Below are 15,522 nucleotides of genomic sequence, written 5' to 3' on the forward strand. Positions count from 1 at the left end.
TTTTGATACTACAAAAATGACTGAATTGCCAGCTCATAACTCTTTAAACCAAAACCCAGAATAACACCTTTGGCATTTCCAGAAATATAGGATTGATGTCTAAAACTTTCACGGGAAAACGTATTCGAAATATGAACTTCAACCACTGGAGTGGTAACGGCTTTTACAGCGTCGCCAATTCCTATAGAAGTATGTGTATACGCTCCGGCATTTAGGATTATGCCATCAAATGAAAAACCAAATTCCTGAATTTTATCAATTAATTCCCCTTCAATGTTACTTTGGAAATAAGTAAATGCTATTGCTGGGTATTTAATTTGTAAAGTAGTGAAATATTCTTCAAAAGTTTGATTTCCGTAAACTGAAGGCTCGCGTTGACCCAGAAGATTGAGGTTCGGTCCATTGATGATACTAATTTTCATAAGTAGTTGCTATTTGTTTTTTATTTGAATATCGAATTCCCATGTGGCTTATCTGGTTTTCATTACATTTCCGATACGCTCATTTTATAATTCCTGCTTTTGTAAAAATAAAAAAACCGTTCCACTTTATAGAACGGTTTTAATAAATTTAATTTTTTATTTTTTTAGAATGTAAATCCTGCTGAAATTTGAAGAACAGAGTTCTTAACTTCTGCTTGTTTTGAAGCTTCAGTTAATCCTAACACATAACGACCTTGAAGGAAAATGTGTTTAGTTACATTTAGAGTTAAACCACCGGCTACTCCAAATTCAAAAGTTTCTGCATTTTTTACATCAAATTCATTTCTTTCACTCAATAGGAATGAAGCTTGTGGTCCAAGATCTAAACTTACTGTTTTGTTGAAATGAAATTTAGCCATAACAGGAATAGATAAATACCCTAATTCATTTTTGAACTCATCGACAGCATTTTTATACGTTGCTCCCTGAGTGGAATACAATAATTCGGGTTGTATCGAAAAACCATCTGTCAATTTAAGTTCAGCTACTAAACCCCCATGATAACTGGTAATCGCATCAGTGTTGTAATTATTACTGTTTACTGTGATATCAGTTCCTGATTGATTGGCGTAATTTAAACCCCCTTTAAACCCAAACTTGATCAATTGTGCTTGCATGTCTACTGACGCGGCAAGAAGAACTACTGCAACTAGAATTATTTTTTTCATAATTTTTTTTTAAATTAATTTAATGAGAGCATGTATTATAAACTGTTTTGTTTGATTATTATTGTTGTCTTATCTCTAATCAAAAATTAGTCCACATTTTGTTAATAGGAATAATAGTTATTTTTTTTAATTATTATTCTTGGTTAGTTTGGATTAAAATGTTACAATTGAGTGCGTTGTGTATTTATAAATTTATAATTATATTTTTTATGTGAAGAAAAATACTGTCAATTTTAAAAGTTAATTTTTTCATAAAAATCGTACAAATTATTTAGCGTTATCTACTTTCGTTCCAATAAAAACAAATCAACATGAAAAAAAATATGCTGTGCGGTATTGTCTTTTTTGCTTTTTTAGTTGCTCAAGCTCAAGAAAATGAAGTACAAATACAAGGAAATCAAGTTTCTAAAGGAAAATGGTTAATTGAAGCAAATACAGGTTTTGGGCAAAATGTAGGCAATACTTCTTTGTACTTTAAAACATCTGATGGTGTTACCGCCTATAATATAGGGGTTGAAGGGGGGTTATTTTATTAAAGATAACTTAGCAATTAAAGTGGGATAGGCTATGGCGACGATGGTGTCAGTACTCTCACGGACCCAATTGCGTATAAATTAGGATTGAAGTATTATTTTAAAAGTAAAATTCCGGTCGAGATTTCCTATAATGGTGTAGGCTTTGGCGATACAGATGCAAATCCTGCCTACATTGGTTTTCAAGCAGGATACGCTTTTTTTCTTGGCAAAAATGTAAGTATGGAACCAGGTATTCGCTACAATAATGCGGTTAACAAGTCGTTTTATGATTCAAATTTTCAATTTAATATGGGTTTTGCATTGCATTTCTAAAGTTTGCATAGTTACATTCAAAAGCCTCTCAATTTGGAAGGTTTTTTAATGAATAAAAGTGTTACTTTGTGTTTATGAATTGGACTGCTTACATAAAAAGGTATCAATCGTACTTAAAAATTGAGCGCGGTTTTTCTCACAACACAATAGAAAATTATTCGTTTGATGTACAACGATTGTGTCTTTTTTTGACTGAAAATAAAATGGAAGTTTCACCCATTCAAATTGATGAAGAAATACTTCAACAGTTTATTTACAGTGTTTCAAAAGAAGTGAATCCCCGTTCACAAGCCCGAATTATCTCTGGTCTTAAAAGTTTTTTTGGTTATTTAATGTTTGAGGACTATCGAACAGATAATCCATTAGAACTTATAGAAACACCCAAAACGGGCAGGAAACTTCCAGATATTTTATCTGTTGATGAGATCGATACTCTTATTGCAGCCATTGATTTGACCTCTAATGAAGGGGAACGCAATCGCGCTATGATGGAAACCCTTTATGGTTGTGGGCTTCGGGTTTCGGAATTAGTGGCATTAAAAATGTCCGACTTGTTTTTTGAAGAGGGTTTTATAAAAGTTACCGGAAAAGGAAACAAACAGCGCTTTGTACCTGTAGGGGATTATACTCAAAAATTCATCATTATCTACAGGGATACAAAACGAAATCAACTGAATATAAAAAAAGGTTTTGAAGATACGTTGTTTTTAAATAGAAGGGGAAGCCAATTGACAAGAGCCATGATTTTTACGATAATCAAAAATTTAGCGTCAGTCATAGCGTTACACAAAACAATTAGTCCACATACCCTGCGGCATTCTTTTGCCACACACCTTTTAGAAAACGGGGCTGATTTGCGTGCAATACAATTGATGCTTGGTCATGAATCAATCACCACAACGGAAATATACGTACACCTTGACAGAACATTTCTTACTCAGGTTCTAAATACTTTTCACCCAAGAAAGTAATATTTTTATTAGCTTAACCTGTTGGTTGTAATTAGATTTTGATGAAAATTTTCGTCAGTTCGAGTGATCCCGCTTTTAGGCGGGATTATATCGAGAACTAGAAAATTAGTATTAATAACGATTCTCGATACACGTCACTTCGAGTGCGAAGCGTATCGAGAAGTTTTGTTCCGTTTTACTCTACAAAAAACACTCGAACTGACGTTTTGAACAATTGTACCCAACGGGTTAGTTTAGTTTAGTTTAGTTGAAATTTTATAAAATTGATACTTTTTTTATGTTTGAATAAAAATAAAATCTAAATTATAATCGCATTTAAATGATATAAAAAGTAATTATGGTTTTTGATGTTCCCTAAAACGAAAATTACCAAGAGATAAATAATTTTTAAAAACCGTATTTTCAGTGCAAAAAAAAACTTCTCCATACGGAGAAGTTTTTTTGTTTCTTATAATGGGAATAAATTATTTAGCAATATTCACAGCTCTTGTTTCCCGTATTACGGTTACTTTAACTTGGCCCGGATAGGTCATTTCTGTTTGAATTTTTTGTGAAATATCAAAAGATAAGGTAGCCGCATTTTCATCCGAAACCTTTTCGCTCTCTACGATAACCCGAAGTTCTCTACCAGCTTGAATGGCATAAGCATTTTTCACACCGCTAAAGCCGTACGCTACTTCCTCAAGATCTTTTAGACGTTGTATATAAGAATCCAAGACTTGTCTTCTTGCTCCTGGTCTTGCACCTGAAATAGCATCACAAACCTGAATGATCGGGGATAGTAATGATTTCATCTCTATCTCGTCATGGTGAGCACCAATCGCATTACAAACCTCTTCTTTTTCACCGTATTTTTCAGCCCATTGCATTCCTAATAAAGCGTGTGGTAAATCACTTTCAGCATCTGGAACTTTACCAATATCGTGCAATAAACCAGCTCTTTTAGCCAGTTTTACGTTTAAGCCAAGTTCAGCTGCCATGATTCCACATAGTTTAGAAACTTCCCGGGAGTGTTGCAATAAATTTTGTCCGTAAGAAGAACGGTATTTCATGCGTCCTACTACTTTAATCAATTCAGGATGTAATCCGTGAATTCCTAAATCTATAACGGTACGTTTACCCACTTCTATAATTTCATCGTCAATTTGTTTGGCAGTTTTTGCTACTACTTCTTCAATACGAGCGGGGTGAATTCTTCCGTCAGTCACTAATTTATGTAGTGCCAAACGTGCAATTTCTCTTCGAACCGGATCAAAACAGGAAAGGATAATCGCCTCCGGGGTGTCATCTACAATGATTTCTACTCCTGTAGCTGCTTCCAGTGCACGGATATTTCTACCTTCACGGCCTATGATTCGTCCTTTTACATCATCAGATTCAATGTTGAATACTGAAACGCAATTTTCTACTGCTTCTTCGGTTCCAACTCTTTGAATGGTGTTGATGATTATTTTCTTAGCCTCTTGTTGTGCTGTAAGTTTCGCCTCTTCAATCGTGTCTTGTATGTGAGACATTGCTTTGCTTTTAGCCTCGGCTTTAAGTCCTTCAATCAATTGATTTTTTGCTTCCTCTGCGGATAAGCCGGAGATTACTTCCAATTGTTGCAATTGACTCTTATGAAGTTTGTCCACTTCAGCCTGTCTTTTGTCTAAAACGTCTATTTTAGAGTTGTATTCTACCGTTTTTGCTTCAAAATCATCATTTACTTTTTTAGCTTTTGATAATTCATTTGAAATTTGAGATTCTTTGTCCCGAACTCTTTTTTCTATTTCAGCGACTTTTTTATCACGAGAAAGGATCACTTGCTCATGTTCTGATTTTAATTCAATAAATTTTTCTTTCGCTTGAAGAATTTTATCCTTCTTTATATTTTCAGCTTCAAGATTGGCATCTTTAAGAATCGATGCGGCTTCTTTTTTTGAATTCTTAATCAAGTTAGAGATATTGCTTTTTTCTATCATTTTTGCGATGGCAAAACCGCCTGCAATACCTATAATTCCCGTAATAATAATCGTTAATATGTTGTCCATGTTTGTTAAAATTTATAAATAAAAAAGCCTACATTAGTTGTGTTGAATAAACTCGGAAAGACAAGTTTTGAGCTAACTCACTGTTCAAGTTTCCTCGCCGGGGCGTGGCATGCTTTAGTAGTGATGATTTGCTCATTCTAAATTGTTAGTGTTGAGTTTACCAAATGTGAACTAATGTAGGCAGTATCTTAGTTTTTGTAAAGAACGTTTATTTGTCGAGATATTGATCTAAAACCGCATTGATTTTTTTAATTCTTTCAATGGTTTCTTCTCCATCAATTGCATTATCAATTTGTTTTTGTTCCGTTTGTGAGGCAAATTGCAGGGCACACATTGCTAAAACATCCTGCTTATCACGAACGGCATAGTTTTCTTCAAATTGCTTTATCATTTTATCAATTTTTTTTGAAGCACTTCTCAGTCCTTCTTCCTGTGAAAGATCAACCGTTAACGGGTAGACTCTGTCTGCAATTGATATTTTAATTTTAAGCTTTTCGTCCATATCTTTTATTAGTCTGATAGCTGGGCTATACAATAATCAATTTCGCGAATTAATGAATTTATTTTAAACTTGGTATCTCTTTTATTATCGTCACTGCCTAGTAATGCATTCGCTACTTTGAGTGTTTCATACTGCGTTTTTAAGGCCTCAATCTGTTGTGATTGAGTTAGTATTATAGATGCAGTTTTTGTTAATTCGTTTCTTAAATCTTGATTGTTTTGTTCCAAACTTTTCATTTTTATGAAAAGTTTTTCAACTTTATTTTCAAGAGTATCAATAATTTCTGCAATTGCACTCATTATATATTCTAATTCATTACATAATCATACAAAGTTAGTATTCCTTTTTAATTTTGCAATATTTTATTATTTTTTTTGCATTTATTTAGTTAAATAACAGTTAAACAATTGATTAGGAACTGTTTTTTTTTAGAACTGTTTTTGCATACTTTTTTTTTACCTTAGCAAAAATGTAAACAATGAAATTTTCTCTTTATTTAGTATTTTTTTGCAACTTTGTTTTTGCGCAAGCGGAGTATCCAAAAGATTATTTTAGGTCTCCATTAGACATCCCGATGCAATTGTCAGGGAATTTTGGAGAATTGCGACCCAACCATTTTCATGCAGGATTTGATTTAAGAACCCAGCAAAAGGAGGGTTTCAAGGTGTATGCAGTAGCCGATGGGTATGTGTCCAGAATAAAAATTTCTACTTTTGGTAATGGAAAAACAATTTATATCAATCATCCTAATGGTTTTACATCCGTTTATGGGCATTTAAAAATGGCCAATGGTGCTATTGAAAGCTACATCAAAAACAGCCATTATAAAGAGGAATCCTTTGAAATTGAAATGTTTTTTAAACCCGATGAAATGCAGGTTCAAAACGGGGATGTTATCGCTTTTTCTGGTAATACAGGATCTTCTCAAGGTCCTCATCTGCATTTTGAATTTCGAGATTCCAAAACGGAGTTCATAATCAACCCCATGCTTTTTGGCTACGATACATATTTAAAAGACACTAAAAAACCAATTGTTTCAGCCGTTTACGTGTACCCTTTAGATTCAAAAACAACAGTTAACCATTCCAAACGACCAATAGCTCTCAATGTTTCGTTACAAAAAGATGGGACTTACCTGTCTGATAAAGTAACCGCAAATGGCGTGATTGGTTTTGGTATTTCCGCTTCTGATAGTGATGATGTCTCGTTTAATGTTAACGGAGTGTACAAGGTGCACTCCTTTTATAATGGGAAACCAAATTTTGGGTATGAATTCAACACCTATTCCTTTGATGAGATGCGTTACATTAATGCTTTGATTGATTATCCCAGATATAAAAAAACGCAACAACGGGTTCAGAAACTTTTTATGAAAACTCCGTATAATTTGAGCATTATTCAAGCCGATGAAAATAAAGGTGTTTTGCAAATAACGCCAAATTTAGCTTCGTTGTATCGCATTGAAGTGTCGGATTTCTTTGGAAACAAAAAAATAATAGCGATTCCTATTCAATATGATTTATTGCCAACGGTTATAAGCCCGGAACCTGCGGTGTCAAATTATTTTGTGAACGCTAACGTAGATAGCAATTTTGCTTTAGAGAACATGTCAGTTTTCTTTCCTTCGGGAACATTTTACGATGATTTTAATATGAATTTTGATGTAAAAAATGACATTTTATGGTTGCATGATGACACCGTTCCTGCCCATAGTAATTTTACTGTTTCTATTGAAGACACAAAAGCGACGGAACTGCAAAGAGAGAAAATGTTTATTGGCAGAATCGACGGAAAAGCTACAAATTACAATCCAACATACATAAAAGACAACGTATTTAGCACCAAAGTCAAAATTTTGGGAAAATATGCTTTGGTTTCTGATACCGTTGCTCCTAAAATCACCATGAATGCACCTGTAGAAGGAAAATGGATCAGTACACAAAAAACGATTCAGCTTTCTATATCCGATGATTTGTCAGGCATCAAATCATACAATGGGTATTTGAACGGAAAATGGGTATTGTTTGAATATGATAATAAAACCAGAAAAATTACTCATTATTTTAGTGATGGGATTGTTGCTGAAGGCGCCAATGATTTAAAAGTGGTAGTGACGGATAATGTAGGAAATTCAACTACCTTTGAAACGCATTTTTTTAGAAGTCAAAAATAATAAAAGCCAAACCATTTGAGCACGAATCGATTATTACCTGTATTCTTTTTTTTTCTTCTGAGTCTTACTGCAGCAGCCCAAACGGCTAGGATCAAAGGGGTGATTTTGGATGAAAACAACCAGCCTGTGGCAAGCGTAAATGTTTCGTATTCCGGTAGTGGAACAAGCTCCAATCAAAATGGATTTTATGTGCTAAAAGTTCCTGTGAATAAACAAATTACGCTTGTTTTTACACATGTTTCGCTGAAGAAAATAACGGTAACTTTTGTATTGGAACCAAAAGAGGAAAGGGAGTTCAACCCTGTAATGACGAATCGGAAGGAGCAAATGGGAGAAGTTATTATAACGGCAAATAACAGAAAACAGATCCAGGGAATTACTACAATTGAACCAGAAATGATCCGAAAAATTCCTGGGGCTAACGCCGGTGTCGAGAATATTTTGAAAACATTGCCGGGAGTAAACTCAAATAACGAATTGAGTACGCAATACGCCGTGCGTGGGGGAAATTACGATGAGAATTTAGTTTATGTGAATGAAATTGAAGTCTATCGTCCGTTTCTAATTCGGTCGGGGCAACAAGAAGGGTTGAGCTTTACTAATACGGATTTAGTGCAAAATGTTGATTTTTCAGCGGGTGGTTTTCAAGCGAAGTTTGGAGATAAATTATCCTCGGTTTTAGATATTACGTATCGAAAACCGATTAAATTTGGCGCAAGCCTTGAAGCGAGTCTTCTTGGCGGAAGCCTTTCTGTAGATGTGGTTTCCAAGGATAAAAAATGGTCTGCGGTTACGGGAGTCCGCTATCGCAACAACAGTCTTCTGGTGAATAGCCAGGAAACACAAACAAATTTCACGCCTTCCTTTGCAGACATTCAAGCCAATATAAATTATAATGCTTCGGCGAAATGGCAATGGAGTTTTTTAGGTAATATTTCCCAAAACAAATACCAGTATCAACCATTAACCAGACAAACTAATTTCGGAACTATAGATAATCCAATGCGTCTTTCTGTTTTCTATGAAGGACAGGAAAAGGATCAGTACGACACGTATTTCGGCGCGGTGAAAACAACCTATAACGTTTCGGATAATTTTACGTTGAAATTTATTGGTTCTGTTTTTCATACTTTAGAACAAGAATATTTTGATATTTTTGCCCAATATCGCTTAGGCGAAGTGGATTCCAGTATTGGTTCTGAAACCTATGGCGAAGTCGCTTTTACGAGAGGAATTGGCTCCCAGCTCAATCATGCCAGAAATGACTTAGATGCACTGATCGTTAATACGGAAATAAAAGGATTTCAGGATTGGAAAGAAAGCCAATTTGAATGGGGAATAAAGTATACACGAGAATCCATCCGAGATCGAATTATAGAGTGGGAGGTAATCGATTCAGCCGGTTTCTCGTTGAATCCACCTGTTATTGATTTGCCTAAAAACGACCAGCCCTACTCGCCTTACACAGGACCGCTAGTGCCCTACCAAGACATTCGTGCGACTAATTTTAATTCGATCAATAGATTTTCAGGCTATGGCCAATGGAGTTTGAAAAGCACTATTGGCAGGAGTGAAGTTTGGTATAATGCCGGAGTCCGGATGCATCAATGGGAAGTATCAGGTGCTACTATAATTGGTAAATCCCAAATAACGATTAGTCCCAGAGCACAATTTGCCATAAAGCCGGATTGGCAGCTCGATATGATCTTTAGACTTTCCGGAGGTTTATACCATCAACCTCCGTTTTACAGGGAACTGAGAAATGCAGATGCACTGGTGCAGCCCAATACCAAGGCGCAACAATCCATTCATTTTGTGATTGGGAATGATTTTAGTTTCACGATGTGGAATCGCCCTTTCAAACTAATATCTGAGTTGTATTACAAATCACTGTCGGATGTAAATACCTATACGATTGACAATGTGCGCATTAGGTATGTCGCTAATAATAATGCTATAGCGTACGCGCAAGGAGTAGACATTCGGTTAAACGGGGAATTTGTTCCCGGAACCGAATCATGGTTTAGTTTTGGGTATTTGAAAACAGAGGAAAATAGCAATAACCAGGGTTTTATCGCAAGACCAACAGACCAGAGATTAAAATTTGGTCTGTTGTTTCAGGATTATATGCCCAATATTCCAAGTATTAAATTGTATTTGAATTTAGTGTATAATACGGGACTGCCGGGAGGTTCGCCGTCTTATGCAGATCCTTATGCATACCAAAACCGATTGAATGATTACCGCCGTGTGGATGTAGGTTTTTCTAAAGTTTTTATAGATAACACAACAGTAAAAAAGAATACGGGTTGGTTTAAAGATTTTAAAGAGTTGGCGGTAGGATTGGAAATTTTTAATCTTTTTGACAATCAAAATGCCATTACGAATACTTGGGTTCGCGATGTATATTCTAAAAATCAGTATGCAATTCCTAATTACATGACTACCAGAGTTTTTAACGTGAAATTGAGTGCTAAATTATAGTAGTATGCGATATGTCGTATTTTAGATAAAAGTCGGACTCCATTTTAATTAGATAAATCGACAACGGAATACGATTGTCATTTTTTAAAAATGATTATATTTGAATTTTAAAGCACAGCATCATGAAAAAAATACAGATCACTCTTATAGGAATAGCCGTTCTGCTTTTGACTAGTTGTAAAGAAGAGGTTGAAAAACCTAAAGTAACTTACGATGGAACGAGCAAAGCAAAGGTAATTGCCCGAGTGGATTCTACTCAAATACAAATTGCTGACTTACCATTGCAAATGGAAGGGACGGATTATTTGATTCATCCTGTGGCCGATTTAAGTATCCGTGAAAGAGGAACTAAAGCGCGATATGGATCTTCGAGTGTAAATGATTTAAGTTTTACGATTTCTAATTATGGTGAATTTGAAATCACCGGTTTTTTGCAAAATTTAAAATTTCAAAAAGTAGATTCGGATTCCATCAGGAAATTGACAGACAAACCTGTTTTGATTCAAACAGCGACGTATTTGAAGTCCGTTGCTGATAAAACCAATAACCAGATTATGGTCTATACGATGGTCGATGTGGATACTAATAAAGATGGAAAACTAGACACAAGCGATATTAAGGCCTTGTATTTAAGTGAGATTAGCGGCAAGAAGTTCACAAAGATGTCACCCGATTTTCAGGAATTGATCGATTGGAAATTGATCGGTTCCAAAAATCGTTTGTATTTTAGGACCGTTGAAGACACTAATAAAAATGGTGAATTTGATAAAAAAGATGTCGTGAATTATTACTATATCGATTTGTCCAATAAAGAGTGGAAAATAATTGGGTATGAGCCCGTTTAGAAGCACTGATTTTAGATCAAAATATCACTTTCCAAGTCTGATTTTTCAATGGTAAAATTAAATCCCAGTTGTTTCACTAACTGAATGACCAGGTTTTTATACCAGTTTTCGGATTTGGGATGGATGTATATTTTTTCAATTAACTGATTGATGTCTACATTGATTTTTAAACCATCATTAATTTTTATATTGCTTTCTCCAATGTCCGTGATGATGCGCACTTCACCTTCATATTGAAAACTTTTTCGCTTAAACAAAAAAGGAAAAAATAGATCATCAAACGGGATGTGTTCTTTTTTGTAATCAATATAATTCACTTCCCCAATGTATTGATTAAAATTTGTTTCCGGAGCAAGTGCTTGCTGTAAACGCCCAATCGTAGATTGAATGGCTAAACCTTCACTGTTTTGCGTGAAAATTTGCCACATAGCAAATGATTCATATTCGTTGATGTGCCAGCTGCTAATCGCTACTTTTTCCCGATGTGTTTTATAGTAGTTTAAAAAGTCAGGATTGTCAATAGAAAGTTTTTTTATTTCCTCAAAAGTAGGCTCGCTAAAAGTGCCTTCGTATTGATCTTCAAATTTATCGGATCGGGACATAAATAGCTTTTGTGACAACAACAAGTCCAGAAACTTAGACAAATCGAGGTATTTCCAAACAACAGTATTGGGGTTCTCGGGAAGATTTATGTTTGGATTATTAATGTACATTTTTAATTTAAAGATTTAAAAATCTGTCAAAATCATGTTTTTACTGTCGCAAATTCATTTCATCAGCGTATCATAAGACGCAAGAGTTATTCGAATGACTGCATCGTCACTAATTTATGATAGGTTCCATCAAGAGTAATTAATTCGTCATGTGTTCCTTGTTCTACTATTTTTCCTTTTTGCATCACCACAATTTTATCCGCTTTTTGAATGGTTGATAGTCGGTGCGCAATCACAATCGAAGTTCGGTTTTGCATCATGTTCTCCAAAGCGACTTGAACGAATTTTTCGCTTTCGGTATCCAATGCTGATGTGGCCTCATCCAGAATCATAATTGGTGGATTTTTCAAAACGGCTCTGGCAATCGATAAACGTTGTTTTTGACCTCCGGAAAGTTTGTTTCCGCTGTCGCCAATGTTCGTGTGAATCCCTAACGGTAAATCTTTTACAAATTCATAGGCATTGGCAATTTTCAACGCTTCGATAATTTCCTCATCGGTTGCGTCTAATTTTCCCAGGGCAACATTGGCTTTGATCGTATCATTAAACAAGATGCTGTCCTGCGTAACCAAGCCCATCAAGCCCCGAAGCGATTTTAAACTAAAATCTTTTATGTTAACTCCATCAATGGTGATTTCGCCTTCACTGGTGTCATAAAAACGGGTGAGCAAATTGGCAATGGTACTTTTTCCGCTTCCAGATTGCCCAACAAGAGCCACCGTTTGACCCTTTTTTACTTCAAGAGTAAAGTCTTTCAACACATTCTCTTTTTCGTATTTAAAGTTAATGTTTTTGATTGTGATATTGGAATCGAAAGTGTTTTTTTCGATTGCATTTTCTTTTGAAGTGATTTCGTTTTCGACTTCTAAAACTTCAAAAACTCGTTCTGCAGCGGCTAAACCATTTTTCACGGCATACGATGCTTTCGAAATGGCTTTGGCAGGAGTAAGAATGTTGAAGGCCAGCGTAAGAAAAACAATAAAAGCGGCACCTTCAAGGGTTTTGTCAATTAAGACTAAGTTTCCACCATACCATAGCAAGGCAGCAATAGTCGTAATTCCTAAAAATTCGCTCAATGGCGTTGCCAAATTATTTTTGTCGCCTATACTATTGGATAAATTCAATAATCGGGTTACCGAATCGTTGAATCGGTTTTTAAAATTAGGTTCGGCATTATAGCTTTTAATCACTTTTAAACCACCTAGGCTTTCATCAACTATTGAAATCAGAAAACCACTTTCTTTTTGTGCCTGTAAAGATTGTGCTCTCAGGTTTTTAGCGATTTTTGAAATGATAAATCCCGAAATCGGAATAAAGATCAAAACGAAAAACGTTAGTTCAACGCTTATGAAAAACATGGTGACTATTGCAAAGACTATAGTCAAAGGTTCTTTTACGATAAGTTCCAGTATTGAGAAAAAAGAGTTTTGAACCTCATTGACATCGCCCAGCATTCGCGCCATAATGTCTCCTTTTCTTTTTTCGGAATAATAGGATATGGGCAATTCAACTATTTTATCATACATTGATTTTCGTAAATCGCGTAATACACCATTTTTAAGGTGCATGATGTGATGCGAAGCGAGGTAATTGAATAAATTTTTGAATAAAAAAGTGACAATGACTAATGAAACGACTAATAAAAGCGCAAACTGAGCACTATTGTCTTTTGTTAATTCGGTTATTTTAAAATATAAAAGATCAGTCCCGTAGTCTTTTATATTCCCTATTCCGGTATATATTGGCTCTTTTTCTACTGTTTTGACTTTGCCAAAAAGCACCTGAAGTACTGGAAGCAGCGTCAACATTGAAATGGTACTAAATAAAGCATACAAAATATTGTACACCACATTCCAGATAATATGTGTTTTGTATGGTTTTGTAAAGGGAATTAATTTGATTAAATTTTTGTCCATTAGTTCAATTGCATTGCAATAATAATATTTTTAATTTTCTCGTTCAATACGGTTTCTACTTCCTGAAAATCTTCTACTGAATATAGTTCAGCATTTACACTGATGTAGAATTTTATTTTTGGTTCCGTACCGCTTGGTCTGGCACAAATTTTAGACCCGTCTTCCGTGTAATAAATCAACACGTTCGATTTTGGAATGGTCATCGTAGACTCGGATCCGTCCAAAAGGTTTTTAGCGATTGATGATTGGTAATCTTCCAGCATAATCACGCGTTGTCCGTTGATCTCTTTCAGTGGGTTCTCTCTCATGTCAACCATCATCTGATTGATTTCCTGTAAGCCGTCCATTCCTTTTTTAGTCAACGAAACCAAGTGTTCTTTATAAAATCCGTTATCAACATAGAGTGTTAATAATTCTTTGTACACCGTACTTCCTTTGGCTTTAGCCTGAGCTGCAAGTTCGCAAATCAATAACGTTGCTGCAACAGCATCTTTATCCCGTACCGCATCGCCCACCATATAGCCAAAACTTTCTTCACCACCACCTATGAATTCCAATTCAGGAAAGTCTTTAATCATTTTGGCAATCCATTTAAAACCAGTCAAACCCACTTTGCATTCTACATCGTAGTTTGTCGCTAATTCCATCATCATAGGTGTGGAAACGATCGTAGAGCCCACAAATTGTTTGCCATTAATTTTACCTGCTTTTTTCCATTGTTCCAATAAAAATGCAGTCATCAAAATCATGGTTTGATTCCCGTTTAGCAACGTCATTTTACCTTCATTGTCTCTAACAGCAACTCCCAAACGATCACAATCAGGATCCGTCCCAATAACAATATCCGCATTTACTTTATCGGCAAGTGCTAACGCCATGGTCAAGGCTTCCGGTTCCTCCGGATTTGGCGATTTCACAGTAGGGAAATCACCATTGGGTACTCGTTGTTCTTCCACTATATTCACATTTGGATACCCCGCTTGCGCCAAAGTATCAGGAACTAGTTTTATAGAGGTTCCGTGCAAGGAAGTAAATACAATATTCAGCTTTTCTTTGGCTACAGCCGAAGTTCCAAAACTAGCATTTTCGATCGTCGATTGGATAAAAGCCGTATCAATTTCCGTATCTATATAATGAATCAAATCTTCATTGGCAGTAAACTTGATCTGATTGTAATTTAAATTTTCAATGACAGTAATAATTCCTTCATCTTCCGGTGGCACAATTTGTCCACCATCTTGCCAGTACACTTTGTATCCGTTATATTCCGGCGGATTGTGTGATGCCGTAAGCACAATGCCACACTGGCAACCTAAATGTTTCACCGCAAAGGACAATTCTGGTGTAGGTCTCATCTCCGAGAACAAGTACACTTCAATCCCATTGGCACTAAAAACATTCGCAACTAACTTAGCCAACGTATCGCTATTGTGACGGCAATCATAAGCAATAACCGCTTTCAAAGGCTGGTTTGGAAAGACAGTGTGCATATAATCCGAAAGACCTTGCGTGCTTTTCCCAAGCGTATATTTATTGATCCGATTGTTTCCTACGCCCATGACACCGCGCATTCCGCCGGTTCCAAATTCCAGGTTTTTATAAAAACTTTCCTCCAGCTCTTTTGGTGATGTAGTCATCAATTCAGTAATTGCTTCCTGAGTCGCAGCATCAAATGTTGGCGTAAGCCATTCATTTACGGCGTCTAAAATGTGTCGTTTAATTTCCATTTTTATAAATTTTTCGGAGCTTTTTCCTGCTATTCATTTCAATCTTTTTTTCGGTAAAAACCTCAAAAAAGGATTTCCATTGCTATCAGGGCTAGTACTCGTTTTTTCAAAAATTATTTTTTGTACCCAATTCTATTTCGTTCAGAATCCTTTTGAGCCGTAT

14 protein-coding genes are annotated in these 15,522 nt (G+C 35.6%); 6 read left to right on the top strand and 8 right to left on the bottom strand.

The window, feature by feature from the left end:
* Positions 1-8: 8 nt before the first annotated feature.
* Together aroQ and EKL97_RS08295 are read right to left on the bottom strand one after the other, a co-directional pair.
* A complete protein-coding gene (gene aroQ / locus EKL97_RS08290) occupies positions 9-422 on the bottom strand; it encodes a type II 3-dehydroquinate dehydratase (RefSeq protein ID WP_126561672.1) in 414 nt (137 codons plus the stop codon).
* A gap of 164 nt (positions 423-586) precedes the next feature.
* Positions 587-1,150, bottom strand: a complete 564-nt coding sequence (locus tag EKL97_RS08295) for a porin family protein (protein ID WP_126561673.1) — start codon at positions 1,148-1,150, stop codon at positions 587-589.
* Between the two features lie 311 nt (positions 1,151-1,461).
* On the opposite strand from EKL97_RS08295, the gene EKL97_RS08300 reads away from it, so the two are divergent.
* The 3 genes from EKL97_RS08300 to EKL97_RS08310 all read left to right on the top strand — a co-directional run bounded on the left by EKL97_RS08300 (position 1,462) and on the right by EKL97_RS08310 (position 2,969).
* A complete protein-coding gene (locus EKL97_RS08300; RefSeq protein ID WP_126561674.1) occupies positions 1,462-1,686 on the top strand; it encodes a hypothetical protein in 225 nt (74 codons plus the stop codon).
* Positions 1,687-1,770: 84 nt separating this feature from the next.
* Entirely contained in the window at positions 1,771-1,998 is a 228-nt protein-coding gene (locus EKL97_RS08305; RefSeq protein WP_126561675.1) for a hypothetical protein, read from the top strand.
* Positions 1,999-2,072: 74 nt separating this feature from the next.
* Positions 2,073-2,969 carry a site-specific tyrosine recombinase gene (locus EKL97_RS08310; protein WP_126568633.1) on the top strand — a complete coding sequence of 299 codons (897 nt, stop codon included), beginning with the start codon at positions 2,073-2,075 and terminating at the stop codon, positions 2,967-2,969.
* A 464-nt stretch (positions 2,970-3,433) separates the two neighbouring features.
* Here EKL97_RS08310 and rny read toward each other — a convergent pair whose 3' ends face one another.
* The 3 genes from rny to EKL97_RS08325 all read right to left on the bottom strand — a co-directional run bounded on the left by rny (position 3,434) and on the right by EKL97_RS08325 (position 5,800).
* On the bottom strand, positions 3,434-4,999 hold the full coding sequence (gene rny / locus EKL97_RS08315) for a ribonuclease Y (protein WP_126561677.1): 1,566 nt from the start codon (positions 4,997-4,999) through the stop codon (positions 3,434-3,436).
* A gap of 208 nt (positions 5,000-5,207) precedes the next feature.
* Positions 5,208-5,501 (bottom strand): cell division protein ZapA, encoded by a 294-nt coding sequence (locus tag EKL97_RS08320; protein ID WP_126463188.1) that lies wholly within the window; start codon positions 5,499-5,501, stop codon positions 5,208-5,210.
* Between the two features lie 8 nt (positions 5,502-5,509).
* Positions 5,510-5,800: a hypothetical protein gene (locus tag EKL97_RS08325; protein WP_126463190.1), complete on the bottom strand. Its 291-nt coding sequence runs from the start codon at positions 5,798-5,800 to the stop codon at positions 5,510-5,512.
* Between the two features lie 179 nt (positions 5,801-5,979).
* On the opposite strand from EKL97_RS08325, the gene EKL97_RS08330 reads away from it, so the two are divergent.
* From EKL97_RS08330 to EKL97_RS08340, 3 genes are all read left to right on the top strand, one after another.
* Positions 5,980-7,674, top strand: coding sequence for a M23 family metallopeptidase (locus tag EKL97_RS08330; RefSeq protein WP_126568634.1), 1,695 nt, complete (start codon positions 5,980-5,982; stop codon positions 7,672-7,674).
* 15 nt (positions 7,675-7,689) lie between these two features.
* Complete coding sequence (locus tag EKL97_RS08335) at positions 7,690-10,158, top strand: carboxypeptidase-like regulatory domain-containing protein (protein ID WP_233588567.1); 2,469 nt, start codon at positions 7,690-7,692, stop codon at positions 10,156-10,158.
* Positions 10,159-10,280: 122 nt separating this feature from the next.
* Positions 10,281-11,003 carry a hypothetical protein gene (locus tag EKL97_RS08340; RefSeq protein WP_126463194.1) on the top strand — a complete coding sequence of 241 codons (723 nt, stop codon included), beginning with the start codon at positions 10,281-10,283 and terminating at the stop codon, positions 11,001-11,003.
* Positions 11,004-11,014: 11 nt separating this feature from the next.
* Here the strand turns inward: EKL97_RS08340 and EKL97_RS08345 are convergent, their stop codons facing one another.
* From EKL97_RS08345 to EKL97_RS08355, 3 genes are all read right to left on the bottom strand, one after another.
* Entirely contained in the window at positions 11,015-11,716 is a 702-nt protein-coding gene (locus tag EKL97_RS08345; protein ID WP_126568635.1) for a hypothetical protein, read from the bottom strand.
* Between the two features lie 86 nt (positions 11,717-11,802).
* Positions 11,803-13,632, bottom strand: a complete 1,830-nt coding sequence (locus EKL97_RS08350) for an ABC transporter ATP-binding protein (protein ID WP_126568636.1) — start codon at positions 13,630-13,632, stop codon at positions 11,803-11,805.
* Entirely contained in the window at positions 13,632-15,359 is a 1,728-nt protein-coding gene (locus tag EKL97_RS08355; protein WP_126563306.1) for a phospho-sugar mutase, read from the bottom strand. The genes EKL97_RS08350 and EKL97_RS08355 overlap by 1 nt, the downstream gene beginning before the upstream one ends.
* Between the last annotated feature and the right edge of the window lie 163 nt (positions 15,360-15,522).

Source organism: Flavobacterium sp. LS1P28, assembly GCF_003970335.1.
Taxonomy (GTDB): Bacteria; Bacteroidota; Bacteroidia; order Flavobacteriales; family Flavobacteriaceae; genus Flavobacterium.